Below are 12,211 nucleotides of genomic sequence, written 5' to 3'. Positions count from 1 at the left end.
CTTTATGGCGAAGAATCGCGCTCAGACATTGAATGGTGGTCCGCCCAAGGCTGATAGCAGTGCAATGCGTGAGCTGTGGCGGAGAATCGGTTTTCTGTTGGGCGCCCTGGTGGTGTTCCGGATCGGGGCACATATCCCGGTCCCGGGCATGAACCCGGAAGCGTTGCAACAGATGTTCAACAACAACCGGGACACCATTCTTGGTCTCTTCAACATGTTCTCCGGGGGTTCCCTGGAGCGCATGAGTATCTTTGCGCTGGGCATTATGCCCTACATTACTGCCAGCATCGTGATTCAGCTGATGACGGCAGTGGTGCCTACCCTGGAGCAGCTCCGCAAGGAAGGTGAACAGGGTCGACGCAAGATTACCCAGTACACCCGTTATCTGACGGTTTTGCTGGGTGGCATCCAGTCTTTCGGCATGGTTGCCGGACTGAACAGCCAGGGCATTACGCTGCTGCCGGAAACGGCCAGCACCATGCAGGTTGCCAGCTTCTATTTCGTGGCGGTAACCACCCTGCTGACCGGTACCGTGTTCCTGATGTGGCTGGGTGAGCAGATTACCGAGCGGGGCATTGGTAATGGTATTTCCATGCTGATCTTCGCATCCATTGTGGCAGGCCTGCCTGGCGCCATTGCGCAGACTTTCGAGTCCGCCCGTACTGGTGACCTGAGCCTGATCATGATGTTGTTTGTGTTCCTGGTGGCTCTCGCCGTGATTTTCGGTGTGGTCTTCATGGAGCGCGGACAGCGCCGTATTACGGTGAACTATGCGCGTCGTCAGCAGGGACGTCGTGTGTATGCAGCGCAGCAGAGTCATCTGCCGCTGAAGGTGAACATGGCAGGTGTTATTCCGGCTATCTTTGCCAGCTCCATTCTGCTGTTTCCGGCGTCACTGACCCAGTGGTTCAGTGATTCCAATCCGGATTCCTGGTGGGGCCAGGCACTGAGAAACGTGAGTGATGCTCTGCTGCCCGGGACTCCGCTGTATATTCTGCTGTTTACCCTGGCAATCGTGTTCTTCTGCTACTTTTATACTGCGCTGGTGTTCAATCCGAAGGATGTCGCTGACAACCTGAAGAAATCCGGCGCATATATTCCGGGCATTCGCCCGGGCGAGCAATCTGCTCGCTATATCGACACAGTGATGGGCCGTTTGACCCTGATCGGTTCGGTATATATGACGCTGGTGTGCTTGTTGCCACTGGGTCTGCAGGCAGTTGCCAACGTGCCCTTCTATCTGGGCGGCACCTCTCTGCTGATTGTAGTGGTGGTGGTGATGGACTTCTGGTCGCAGGTTAATTCGCACCTGACGTCCACCCAGTACGAGAAGTTGATGAAGAAATCCAACCTGAAAGGGTATGGTGGCACCGGTCTGGTGCGTTAACGAACGAGGCGAGTGCGATGAAAGTTCAGGCTTCTGTGAAGAAGATCTGCCGAAACTGCAAAGTGATCCGTCGTAAGGGTCGCGTCATGGTGATCTGCAGTGCCGAACCCCGGCACAAGCAGCGCCAGGGTTAAGGTTACGTCTTCTTTTAAGTGTTTGGTTGAAATTCAGTCGGTGTAGCGCTAGACTCTGCCGCCTTTCGGCGCCTCAGAGCCTGGCGCCACCCGTTTTGTGAATCGGAGATATTCGGATGGCCCGTATTGCAGGCGTTAACATCCCGGAAAATAAGCACACGGTGATCTCTCTCACCTACATCTTCGGGATCGGTCGTACCCGTGCAGCTCAAATCTGCACCGCGGCCGGTATTGATCAGACCGCGAAAGTTCGTGATCTGAGCGGTGAACAACTTGACGTCATTCGTGGCGAGGTAGCCAAGTTGTCTACTGAAGGTGACCTGCGCCGGGAAATCACCATGAACATCAAGCGTCTGATGGACCTCGGTTGCTACCGTGGTATTCGTCATCGTCGCGGCTTGCCACTGCGTGGCCAGCGTACCAAGACCAATGCTCGGACCCGTAAAGGTCCGCGTAAACCGATTCGCAAATAAGCTGAAACGTCAGCGGCTGGATTTGGATAGGCATTATGGCTAAGTCAAAGAAAGATAGTGGCGCACGTCGTAAGAAGGTAACGCGTACCGTTGCAGACGGTATCGCCCACGTGCACGCATCCTTCAACAATACCATCATCACCATCACTGATCGTCAGGGCAATGCGTTGTCCTGGGCGACCTCCGGTGGCGCTGGTTTCCGTGGTTCCCGTAAAAGCACCCCGTTTGCTGCCCAGGTGGCGGCTGAAAACGCGGGCAACGCTGCCAAGGACTACGGTCTCAAGAATTTGGAAGTACGGGTAAAAGGCCCGGGCCCGGGTCGCGAATCTTCCATTCGTGCCCTGAATGGCTGTGGCTACAAGATTACCCATATTGAGGACGTTACGCCGATTCCGCATAACGGCTGTCGTCCGCCCAAAAAGCGTCGCGTGTAACGGGAGTTAAAGCAAGATGGCAAGATACATCGGTCCCAAGTGCAAGCTTTCCCGTCGTGAAGGCACCGATCTGTTCCTGAAGAGCGGTATCCGCCCTCTGGAATCCAAGTGTAAAGCGGAGCAGGCTCCGGGGCAGGCAGCTGGCGCAAGCGGTCGTCGTCCGGCTCGTTTGTCCGACTACGGTGTGCAGCTGCGTGAGAAGCAGAAAGTTCGTCGTACCTACGGTGTACTGGAAAAGCAGTTCCGCAGCTACTACAAGAAAGCCGCCTCTTCCAAGGGTGCAACCGGCGAAGTCCTGCTGCAACTTCTGGAAGGTCGTCTGGATAACGTGGTTTACCGCATGGGCTTCGGCTCCACCCGCGCCGAAGCGCGTCAGCTGGTTAGCCACCGTGCGATTCTGGTCAACGGTCAGTCTGTCAATGTGGCTTCCTATCAGGTCAAGCCCGGTGACATCATCACCGTTCGCGAGAAGTCCAAAGCTCAGTTGCGCGTGAAAAACGCCATGGAGCTGGCTCAGCAGCGTGGCTTTATGCCCTGGATCGAAGTTGACGAGAAGAAGCTGGAAGGTACCTACAAGGCGAAGCCTGAGCGTATCGACCTGCCTGCCGAGATCAACGAAAACCTGATCGTCGAGCTGTACTCCAAGTAAGGACTGCCTGAGGGATCTCTATGACCGCCGTGAACGACTTTCTCACGCCCCGCTCGATCGCGGTCAACGCGATCAACCAGACCCACGCCAAAGTGGTTCTGGAACCGCTGGAGCGTGGCTTTGGCCACACCCTGGGGACTGCGCTGCGTCGCATCCTGATCTCCAGTATGCCCGGCTGTGCGATCACCGAAGTGGAGATCGACGGGGTACAGCATGAATACTCCTCCATCGAAGGGGTGCAGGAAGATGTGATCAACATCCTGCTGAACCTGAAGGGCGTTGCTCTGAAGATGGAAGATCGCGAAGAAGCGACTCTCGAATTGGTCAAGAAAGGCCCGGGCGTTGTTACCGCGAGTGATATCCAGCGTGATCACAGTGTTGAGATCGTCAACCCGGATCACGTGATCTGCACCATTACCGGTGACACCGAATTGCGTGTGAAGCTGAAAGTGCAGAAAGGTCGTGGCTATGTAGCAGCCGACGCACGTCAGTCTGATGACGACGAGACCCGTGGCATTGGCCGTCTGCAGCTGGACGCCAGCTACAGCCCGGTACGTCGTGTGGCTTATGTGGTTGAGGCTGCCCGTGTGGAGCAGCGCACTGACCTGGACAAGCTGGTTATTGATCTGGAAACCGATGGCACCATCGATCCGGAAGAAGCGATTCGCCGCGCTGCTACCATCCTGCAGCAACAGATTGCGGTATTCGTGGATCTGGAACAGGATGCCAAGCCAGAACCGAAGCAGGAACGCGAAGAAATCGATCCCATCCTGCTGCGCCCGGTAGATGATCTGGAACTGACCGTCCGTTCCGCCAACTGCCTGAAGGCCGAGAACATTTACTACATCGGCGATCTGGTACAGCGTACCGAGGTTGAGCTGCTGAAAACCCCGAATCTGGGCAAGAAGTCGCTCACCGAGATCAAGGACGTGCTGGCTTCCAAAGGCCTGTCGCTGGGTATGCGTCTGGAAAACTGGCCCCCGGTCAGTCTTCGTGACGACGACCGGCTGAACACCAAATTGCGCTAAGTTAGTTGTTGTGGACGCTGTGAAGCGCCCCTGAACATAGGAACAGAATCATGCGTCATCGCAAAAGCGGCAGAAAACTGAATCGGAACAGCTCTCATCGTCAGGCGATGTTCCGTAACATGGCCGTGTCTCTGCTGGAGCACGAAGTGATCAAGACCACTCTGCCGAAGGCCAAAGAGCTGCGTCGTGTGGCTGAGCCGTTGATCACTCTGGCCAAGGAAGACTCGGTAGCGAACCGTCGTCTGGCTTTCGACCGCACCCGCTCCAAGGAAGTGGTTGGTAAGCTGTTCAACGAGCTGGGTCCCCGTTACCAGAGCCGTCCTGGCGGCTACGTACGTATCCTCAAAATGGGCTTCCGTGCCGGTGACAACGCACCGATGGCCTATGTTGAGCTGGTGGATCGCCCTGAGCTGGCGGACGCTGACGAAGAGTAAGCGTTCCATGCTTCAAAAAAACCGGGCTAACAGCCCGGTTTTTTTATGTCTGTCGCAAGCCGGGTGGCTTGTACTATGCTGTCAGTGAGGCTGAAAACACCTCGGGGGCAGTGTCTATGGCAATCAACGGATTTCACGCACACGTCTATTTTGACGAATCCACCTTCTCCCAGGCGGCTGCGCTCTGTCAGGCTGCCCATCAGCGTTTTGATATACCCATGGGCCAGATGCACCGCAAGCCGGTGGGCCCGCATCCATGCTGGAGTTGCCAGCTATCCATTCCTCGCCGTCTGGCGGGTGAAGTGATTCCCTGGTTGATGGCCAGTCGAAACGGCTTGACTATCTTCGTCCACGGGCTGAGTGGCGATGATTTACGCGACCATACGGAGCTGGTCATGTGGCTGGGGGAAAGCCTGCCTCTGGATTTGAGCATCTTCCAGTTTTCCGCCTGATTCGCCGCATCCAGTCCTCGTATTACCCCTGGGCAACCTTTTGGCCACGATAGACCAGGCCCTTGCGCAGGCGTGGGTTTGCCCCATCGTCCTTGCTTTTGCTCTCGGGGCTGGGGTCAACCGGTTGTCCGCGGTACAGGCGAGCGCCAGGGCCGGGGGAATGGCTCAAGGGCGGATCTTCTCCCTCCAGCTCCAGAAGTGCCAGACGAATTTCTCCGTAGAGCCTTTGCATGCCCTGGGAGCGGGTATGACCAGCGTAATGGGCAAGCTTCTGACGGAGTGCCGGATCGGTCAGTGACAGGCTCTCGTCAAATTCGGCACGAATCAGTCGACGGCACTGATTCACCAGATTGACAATGTTGTATTGCATCAACCAGCGGTGATTGGGGGTGGCGTCCATTGCATATACTCCTCTGAATGGTTGCCGAAAGAAGCGGATCACGGTTTTCTGCGGTCACGGCTCCAGGTCCATGAGATCGAAGCAGAAAACGTGCCAGTGTGATTTGCCGGGCTGCGGGTATTGTCGCCCCATTCTGGAGCGGATCGGTGCGTTGCTGGTGCACCTGCGCCAGTCTTGTGCGCTTATGGCTTGCCCCGCAGTTTGCGGCAGTTTGCATAAAAGGTGGTGGTGGCGGGCCAGTCGGAAAAGACACCGATAACGCCCACGTCCCTTGCCAATACATCCAGCAGCGTCAGGGTGTCGCCGTCGTTGTTGATAGCCGGTTTAACGCTCTGGTAGTACCAGCCACCACCGTTGGTCAGGGGGCCGGAGCGTTCCAGGGACCAGGCGATGATATCCAGGCCGGCATTGCGGGCAGCCCGGGCATAGGGGCTGGCAACAATGCGATTGCGCCTGTCGGTTGTCACCAGCATCCACAGGGGCGGGGCAATAATGTTCACGCCATAGCCTGCCAGCGTATCCATATCGGGCTGCCAGGTGCCCGGGTTTTGAGGGTCCAGTCCCTGGCTGTCACGGCCGTCCAGATACACCGCCTGCTGCCCGTAACGGGGATGATGATTGATCCAGTAGCGCACGTCTTCCAGGTTGAAGGATTGCGGATACACTTGCCGAGGGGAGGAGACCCCGGCTTGCTGGTATTCCTCGATCAGCTGGCGCGCATAGTCCTGCTGGCGGTATTCCCCTTCATAGGGCATTGCAACCTGAGGGGCTTTCAGTTCCGGTGTCATCTTTACCCCGAGCTCGCGCAACAGGGTGATGCTCTCCCGGTGACTGAGAAGGGTGCCTTTTTGGCCGTACAGGTCTGTGCGCCAGCTTGCCGTGCCCTTCAGATAGTCATGCACGGTCGTGGCACGGGGATTGGCGCCGTCCATTTTGCCCTTGAGCGTCTTGAACTCGGCCAGGGTGATGTCACTGGTGCAGCAACGGGCACTGGCCGGATTGCTGCCATCAAAGGGAGTAAACGGTTCGCTGCACTGGCTGGCCAGATCGGTTTCGAGAATATTGGTGGTGGTGTGCAGGTCGCACTGGGAGTGTCGACAGACCAGCTCGCGGTCCTTGGTGAAGGTCACATCACATTCAACGATACCGGCACCCATGCGTGCGGCGGCCCGATAGGATTCCTCGGTGTGCTCGGGGAATTGGAGCGGGGCACCACGGTGGCCGATGGAGAAGTCGCTGCTTTGCTGAGGGCGTCGCTGGCTGGCGCATTCCTGCAGCGCCTGCTTCAGCGGTCCAGCGTCCATGTCAGCGACCAGATAATAGGGGCGAGGGCCCAGTTCAACGCTGTCTTTCGGTCCGTGACTGGCACAGGCAGCAGCGGCAAGGCCGATGGCCAGGGTGGTGATGCACGCTTTCAGTGCCACTATCCGTTTCATGATCTGTCTCACGAAAGAAGAATGAAACGGATTGTGCCGCGGCTTTATGACGGTGAGATGGGCAGCGCACTGCGGCTGTGTGACGTTGCCGGAAAGTGTGCTGCCGTTCACGGATAGACCTATTTCAGCATGCCTTTCAGGAAACGACCGGTGTGGCTGCCTTTCACTTTCGCCACTTCCTCCGGCGTGCCTTCTGCGATGATCTCGCCCCCGCCGTCGCCCCCTTCCGGGCCCAGATCCACGATCCAGTCGGCGGTCTTGATCACATCCAGGTTGTGTTCGATCACCACCACGGAGTTGCCATGATTGGCCAACCGGTTGAGCACGTCCAGTAACAACTGGATATCCGCGAAATGCAGGCCGGTGGTGGGCTCGTCGAGAATATAGAGGGTGTTGCCGGTGTCCCGGCGGGACAGTTCCTTGGCCAGCTTGACCCGCTGGGCTTCGCCGCCGGACAGGGTGGTGGCCGCCTGCCCCAGTTTTACATAGCTCAGGCCCACATCCATCAGGGTCTGCAGCTTGCGGGCCAGGGAGGGCACCGCATCAAAGAATTCCCGGGCGTCTTCGATGGTCAGATCCAGCACCTCGAATATGTTCTTGCCTTTATAGGTGATCTCCAGGGTTTCCCGGTTGTAGCGTTTCCCTTCGCAGACCTCACAGGGCACATAGATATCCGGCAGGAAGTGCATTTCTACCTTGATAACCCCATCGCCCTGACAGGCTTCACAGCGACCGCCTTTCACGTTGAAACTGAAACGACCGGGCTTGTAACCGCGGGCACGGGCTTCCTGGGTGCCGGCAAAGAGCTCGCGCACCGGCGTGAAGATACCGGTATAGGTGGCAGGGTTGGAGCGCGGCGTGCGGCCGATGGGGCTCTGGTCGATATCCACCACCTTGTCGAAATGCTCCAGTCCCTCAATGGCCTCATGGGGCGATGCCTTCAGGGTGGTCGCCTTGTTCAGTTTAGTAGCGGCCAGGGGATAGAGGGTGCTGTTGATCAGGGTGGATTTGCCGGAGCCGGAGACCCCGGTGATGCAGGTAAACAGGCCCACGGGAATGTTCAGGGGGTGTCCCTTGAGATTGTTACCGGTGGCACCGTGCAGGGTGAGCCAGTTGTCGTCCGGGTTCTGGCGGCGCTGTTTGGGCACTGCAATCGTCTTGCGGCCGGACAAATAGTCGCCGGTCAGGGAGTCCGGGTTGTCGGCGACCTGTTTGGCTGTGCCCTGGGCAACGACCTTGCCACCATGCACGCCGGCGCCGGGGCCGATGTCGATCACATGGTCGGCAAGACGGATGGCGTCCTCATCATGCTCTACCACCAGTACCGTGTTGCCCAGATCGCGAAGACGGGTGAGGGTATTGAGCAGACGCTCGTTGTCGCGCTGGTGCAGGCCGATGGAAGGCTCATCCAGCACGTACATGACGCCGACCAGTCCCGCGCCAATCTGGCTGGCCAGGCGAATACGTTGTGCCTCGCCCCCGGAGAGGGTTTCCGCACTGCGTTCCAGAGTCAGGTATTCCAGCCCCACGTTGACCAGGAACTGCAGGCGGTCGCGGATTTCCTTGAGGATCTTGTCGGCAATCTCCCCTTTGCTGCCGGGCAGGCTCAATTCGCTGAAATACGCATGGGCCTTGCCCACCGCAAGACGAACCACTTCCGGCAGCGTGGTTTCTTCGATAAACACATGTCTGGCCGCTTCGCGCAGCCGCGAGCCATGACAGCTGGGGCAGCTGGAGGTAGACATGTAGCCGAGCAGGTCTTCGCGCACCGCGTCAGACTCGGTTTCCCGGTAGCGCCGCTCCATGTTGGGAATGATGCCCTCGAACGGGTGGTTGCGCTTGATGATGTCGCCGCGATCGTTGAGGTAGCGGAATTCGATGCTTTCCTTGCCGGTCCCGTACAGCACCTTCTTGCGGATATCCTTGGGCAGTTCCCGGAATGCCACATCCATGTCGAAGCCCAGACTCTGGGACAGGGAGTTGAGCATCTGGAAATAATAAACGTTGCGGCGGTCCCAGCCGCGGATAGCGCCCTCCGACAGGGACAGTTCGTCGGAATTGATGACCTTGTCTTCATCAAAGAACTGCTTCACGCCCAGCCCATCACAACTGGGGCAGGCGCCGGCCGGGTTATTGAAGGAAAACAGCCGTGGCTCCAGTTCGGGAATCGAATAGCCGCAGTGTGGGCAGGCAAACTTGGCGGAGAAGGTCACTTCCTCCCCGTCACCGTCCATGGGGGCAATGATGGCGATATCGTCGGCCAGGTTAAGCGCGGTTTCAAAGGATTCCGCCAGCCGGTTCTGCAGGTCGTCGCGGACCTTGAAGCGGTCCACCACTACCTCGATGGTGTGCTTCTTGTTCTTGTCCAGATCCGGGGTGTCATCCATGTCGTAGATGCGACCGTCGATGCGTGCGCGGATAAAGCCCTGGGCGCGCAATTCCTCGAACAGGTGCAGGTGCTCCCCTTTTTTCTCGCGGATCACGGGTGCAAGCAGCATCAGTTTGCTGCCTTCTTCCATGGCCAGCACCTGGTCCACCATCTGGCTGATGGTCTGGGCAGCCAAGGGCGCATCGTGCTCCGGACAACGGGGCTCGCCCACCCGGGCAAACAGCAGGCGCAGGTAATCATAGATTTCGGTAATGGTGCCTACGGTGGAGCGGGGGTTGTGGCTGGTGGATTTCTGCTCGATTGAGATGGCTGGGCTGAGGCCCTCGATGTGATCCACATCGGGCTTTTCCATCATCGACAGAAACTGGCGGGCATAGGTGGACAGGGATTCCACATAGCGGCGCTGGCCTTCCGCGTAAAGGGTGTCGAAGGCCAGTGAGGATTTCCCCGAGCCGGACAGGCCTGTGATCACCACGAGCTTGTCACGCGGGATATCCAGATCCACGTTCTTCAGGTTATGAGTCCGTGCACCGCGAACCAGAATGGTATCCATCAACTACCCCTGACTACTGTCAAAATGAACAGGGCAGTATAGGCGAATTTGTGTGAAGGGGAAAAGAAAGGCGTCCAGTGGCGTCGGACGCCTGGCGTCCGACGCGCGCAGCCCTAGAGGTTCTCTTGCGCCCAGTTCACCGCCTGGAGGCGGTTGGAGGCGTTGATCTTTTTGAAGATGTTGTAGATGTGCGTCTTGATGGTGTGCGGGCTCAGATTCAGGCTGGTGGCGATTTCCGAGTTCTTGGCGCCGGTGGCCATCACTTTCAGCACTTCCACTTCCCGATCAGTGAGGTTCACCTCGCTGCGAGAGAAGGTCTTGTTGAAGGTGCGGCTTTTCATCAGATAGGCCTGCAGCACAGAGCGCGGGAACCACAGCTCGCCGTCGAAAATGGCCTTGATGCCTTTGCTGAGAAGTGCCTGGGGGCAGTCATGCTGGAAGCCGCCGTTGACCATGGGCAGGCCTGCAAGACGAGAGAGAGAGTCATCGCTGTCCACATTGAACAGGGCTATCAAAACGTCGCTTTCCACTTCCTGGTCTGCTTCCAGCAGGTGGGCGATGACCTCGTTCACGTCAACGCTGTGGTAATCCACCAGAAACAGGTTCTGGTCGAATTCCCGCAGGGTCTCCACGGAAACCCCTTCCACGGAGGGAATGCTTTTGGTCGCCACATCTTCCTTGACGAGAAATTCGGTGAGCAGGGCATTTTGTAGTTGCTGGCTGCCGACTACGTAAACTTGTTGGGTTTGTTCTTGGCTGTTCATCGATGCCGTCCATGATGTCTCAGGCGTAGCCTAAGAAAAAAAACTTATCAGCACGTGAATTTATCACCGCTTTGACCGGGGTTCAATTTACCATTGCCCGGTTTTACTGATTTCACGATTTGAGGGGCCAAAGTGGTGCACGGTGTCCTGGCCCGGCACCACGGGGAATCTGGTACACTGCCCGCCTTTTTGTAGCGGTCGCGAGGTTGCGGCCTCCCGTTTCTGGAGCAACAAGCGTTCATGTCGGCATCGTCTTCCCGTCTTTTGCAGCGGACAGAGCTGAAAACCACCGGCTATCTGGCGACCATCTTCGCGCTGCGGATGTTTGGCCTGTTCATGATTTTGCCGATTTTTGCGGTCTACGGGCAGTCCCTGGAAGGCGCCACACCGCTGCTGATCGGCACCGCCATCGGGGCCTACGGCCTGATGCAGGCCCTGTTGCAGATACCCTTTGGCATGCTCTCGGACCGTTTCGGGCGGCGCCCCCTGTTACTGATTGGCTTGCTGCTGTTTGTGGCCGGGGGCGTGGTGGCGGCTATGAGTGACCACATCCATGGTGTCATTGCCGGGCGCGCCCTGCAGGGGGCGGGGGCCATCGCCAGTGTGATCATGGCGCTGATTGGCGATGTGGTCAGCGAAAAGCATCGTACCCGGGCCATGGCACTGATTGGCATGTCCGTGGGGGGCTCTTTTGTGCTGGCGCTGATCCTCGGGCCGCTGCTGGCCAGCTGGCTGGGTCTTTCCGGCCTGTTCTGGATGACCTCGGTAATGGGGGGGTTCGCCCTGATTGTGGCCATGGTGGTCCCGGCGCCAAAGGCGTTGCAGGGGGAGGCCTTGCCGGTGGGGGTGCGTTTCCGCCGGGTGCTTTCCAGTAAAACGCTGCTGCGGTTTGATGTGGGGATTTTTACCTTGCACCTGATCATGACGGCCTCTTTTGTGGTGGTGCCGGCCCTGCTCAGCGAACGGCTCGGGCTGGGGCTGCGTAGCCACAGCCTGATCTACCTGGGCGTGCTGGTGGCCGGGTTCGTGGCCATGGTGCCCCTGATCATCCGCGCCGAACGGCGTGGTGCGGTGCCGGTGAAACGGCTGGCCGTGGTGTTGCTGGCGGTATCCCAGATCCTGTTGGCCCTGGCCGGTGCCGAACTGTGGCACTTTGTGTTGGCCCTGTTGGTGTTCTTTGCAGCCTTTAACCTGCTTGAAGCCCTGCTGCCCTCGCTGGTGGGGCGGGCGGCGCCGGCGGGCACCCGGGGCACGGCCATGGGGGTATACTCCACGAGCCAGTTCCTGGGCGTGTTTGTCGGCGGGCAACTGGGTGGGGCCTTGTACCAGTGGGTCGGTGCCGAGGCGGTGTTCTACGGCTGTGCGGCGTTGGCCGCGGTCTGGCTGGTGGTGCTGGCGGGGCTGCAAGAGCTGCCGAAGCTGGATAATCGGGTGTTGATCTTGGCGCCGGACCAGGATTGGCACAAACTGGCCCGTGATCTGCAAACGGTGCCCGGTGTGGTGGAAACCGTGATCGTCGAGGAGCAGGCCCTGGCGCTTCTGAAGGTGGATGCCGGGCAACTGGATGAAGCCCGGCTTGCGGGACTCGCGGGCGCCGGGCAAAGCTGACACAATGTTTGGCTTGATCTGACATGCATTTGAGAAACCGGTGATTTACCTGACAGGGAATCGCCGGCTA

The 12,211-nt window shown here is 58.4% G+C and carries 13 protein-coding genes; 9 read left to right on the top strand and 4 right to left on the bottom strand.

The window, feature by feature from the left end; all coding sequences use genetic code 11:
* Positions 1–4: 4 nt before the first annotated feature.
* From secY to C4S63_RS15540, 8 genes are all read left to right on the top strand, one after another.
* On the top strand, positions 5–1,387 hold the full coding sequence (secY, locus tag C4S63_RS15575) for a preprotein translocase subunit SecY (RefSeq protein WP_062817654.1): 1,383 nt from the start codon (positions 5–7) through the stop codon (positions 1,385–1,387).
* A 17-nt stretch (positions 1,388–1,404) separates the two neighbouring features.
* Positions 1,405–1,521 (top strand): 50S ribosomal protein L36, encoded by a 117-nt coding sequence (rpmJ, locus tag C4S63_RS15570; RefSeq protein ID WP_008928865.1) that lies wholly within the window; start codon positions 1,405–1,407, stop codon positions 1,519–1,521.
* 116 nt (positions 1,522–1,637) lie between these two features.
* A complete protein-coding gene (gene rpsM, locus C4S63_RS15565; protein WP_062817653.1) occupies positions 1,638–1,994 on the top strand; it encodes a 30S ribosomal protein S13 in 357 nt (118 codons plus the stop codon).
* Between the two features lie 35 nt (positions 1,995–2,029).
* Positions 2,030–2,428 (top strand): 30S ribosomal protein S11, encoded by a 399-nt coding sequence (rpsK, locus tag C4S63_RS15560; protein ID WP_011587706.1) that lies wholly within the window; start codon positions 2,030–2,032, stop codon positions 2,426–2,428.
* Positions 2,429–2,444: 16 nt separating this feature from the next.
* Positions 2,445–3,077 carry a 30S ribosomal protein S4 gene (gene rpsD, locus C4S63_RS15555; RefSeq protein WP_062817652.1) on the top strand — a complete coding sequence of 211 codons (633 nt, stop codon included), beginning with the start codon at positions 2,445–2,447 and terminating at the stop codon, positions 3,075–3,077.
* Positions 3,078–3,097: 20 nt separating this feature from the next.
* Positions 3,098–4,105: a DNA-directed RNA polymerase subunit alpha gene (gene rpoA, locus C4S63_RS15550; protein ID WP_062817651.1), complete on the top strand. Its 1,008-nt coding sequence runs from the start codon at positions 3,098–3,100 to the stop codon at positions 4,103–4,105.
* A gap of 50 nt (positions 4,106–4,155) precedes the next feature.
* Complete coding sequence (gene rplQ / locus C4S63_RS15545; RefSeq protein WP_062817650.1) at positions 4,156–4,539, top strand: 50S ribosomal protein L17; 384 nt, start codon at positions 4,156–4,158, stop codon at positions 4,537–4,539.
* Between the two features lie 116 nt (positions 4,540–4,655).
* Positions 4,656–4,991 (top strand): DOPA 4,5-dioxygenase family protein, encoded by a 336-nt coding sequence (locus tag C4S63_RS15540; protein ID WP_063510059.1) that lies wholly within the window; start codon positions 4,656–4,658, stop codon positions 4,989–4,991.
* A 22-nt stretch (positions 4,992–5,013) separates the two neighbouring features.
* On the opposite strand, the gene C4S63_RS15535 is transcribed toward C4S63_RS15540, so the two are convergent.
* The 4 genes from C4S63_RS15535 to C4S63_RS15520 form a co-directional block, all read right to left on the bottom strand.
* Positions 5,014–5,391 (bottom strand): hypothetical protein, encoded by a 378-nt coding sequence (locus C4S63_RS15535; RefSeq protein WP_062817648.1) that lies wholly within the window; start codon positions 5,389–5,391, stop codon positions 5,014–5,016.
* Positions 5,392–5,573: 182 nt separating this feature from the next.
* Positions 5,574–6,827, bottom strand: coding sequence for a glycerophosphodiester phosphodiesterase family protein (locus tag C4S63_RS15530; protein ID WP_103918139.1), 1,254 nt, complete (start codon positions 6,825–6,827; stop codon positions 5,574–5,576).
* A gap of 119 nt (positions 6,828–6,946) precedes the next feature.
* Entirely contained in the window at positions 6,947–9,769 is a 2,823-nt protein-coding gene (uvrA, locus tag C4S63_RS15525; protein ID WP_103918138.1) for an excinuclease ABC subunit UvrA, read from the bottom strand.
* A 113-nt stretch (positions 9,770–9,882) separates the two neighbouring features.
* The gene (locus tag C4S63_RS15520; protein WP_062817645.1) at positions 9,883–10,533 is read right to left on the bottom strand and encodes a response regulator transcription factor; all 651 of its coding nucleotides are present in this window, start codon (positions 10,531–10,533) and stop codon (positions 9,883–9,885) included.
* 240 nt (positions 10,534–10,773) lie between these two features.
* Here C4S63_RS15520 and C4S63_RS15515 point away from each other — a divergent pair, with 240 nt between their 5' ends.
* Positions 10,774–12,141: an MFS transporter gene (locus tag C4S63_RS15515; protein ID WP_062817644.1), complete on the top strand. Its 1,368-nt coding sequence runs from the start codon at positions 10,774–10,776 to the stop codon at positions 12,139–12,141.
* The last annotated feature ends 70 nt before the right edge of the window (positions 12,142–12,211 follow it).

The sequence above is a fragment of the Alcanivorax sp. DSM 26293 genome, from assembly GCF_900107995.1.
GTDB lineage: Bacteria > Pseudomonadota > Gammaproteobacteria > Pseudomonadales > Alcanivoracaceae > Alcanivorax.
This window is presented reverse-complemented; position numbering and strand designations above follow the sequence as displayed.

Excerpts from the sequence above, each read along its gene's own strand:
- secY (WP_062817654.1), top strand. The coding sequence starts at position 5 with ATGGCGAAGAATCGCGCTCAGACATTGAATGGTGGTCCGCCCAAGGCT.
- rpmJ (WP_008928865.1), top strand. The coding sequence starts at position 1,405 with ATGAAAGTTCAGGCTTCTGTGAAGAAGATCTGCCGAAACTGCAAAGTG.
- rpsM (WP_062817653.1), top strand. The coding sequence starts at position 1,638 with ATGGCCCGTATTGCAGGCGTTAACATCCCGGAAAATAAGCACACGGTG.
- rpsK (WP_011587706.1), top strand. The coding sequence starts at position 2,030 with ATGGCTAAGTCAAAGAAAGATAGTGGCGCACGTCGTAAGAAGGTAACG.
- rpsD (WP_062817652.1), top strand. The coding sequence starts at position 2,445 with ATGGCAAGATACATCGGTCCCAAGTGCAAGCTTTCCCGTCGTGAAGGC.
- rpoA (WP_062817651.1), top strand. The coding sequence starts at position 3,098 with ATGACCGCCGTGAACGACTTTCTCACGCCCCGCTCGATCGCGGTCAAC.
- rplQ (WP_062817650.1), top strand. The coding sequence starts at position 4,156 with ATGCGTCATCGCAAAAGCGGCAGAAAACTGAATCGGAACAGCTCTCAT.
- C4S63_RS15540 (WP_063510059.1), top strand. The coding sequence starts at position 4,656 with ATGGCAATCAACGGATTTCACGCACACGTCTATTTTGACGAATCCACC.
- C4S63_RS15535 (WP_062817648.1), bottom strand. The coding sequence starts at position 5,391 with ATGGACGCCACCCCCAATCACCGCTGGTTGATGCAATACAACATTGTC.
- C4S63_RS15530 (WP_103918139.1), bottom strand. The coding sequence starts at position 6,827 with ATGAAACGGATAGTGGCACTGAAAGCGTGCATCACCACCCTGGCCATC.
- uvrA (WP_103918138.1), bottom strand. The coding sequence starts at position 9,769 with ATGGATACCATTCTGGTTCGCGGTGCACGGACTCATAACCTGAAGAAC.
- C4S63_RS15520 (WP_062817645.1), bottom strand. The coding sequence starts at position 10,533 with ATGAACAGCCAAGAACAAACCCAACAAGTTTACGTAGTCGGCAGCCAG.
- C4S63_RS15515 (WP_062817644.1), top strand. The coding sequence starts at position 10,774 with ATGTCGGCATCGTCTTCCCGTCTTTTGCAGCGGACAGAGCTGAAAACC.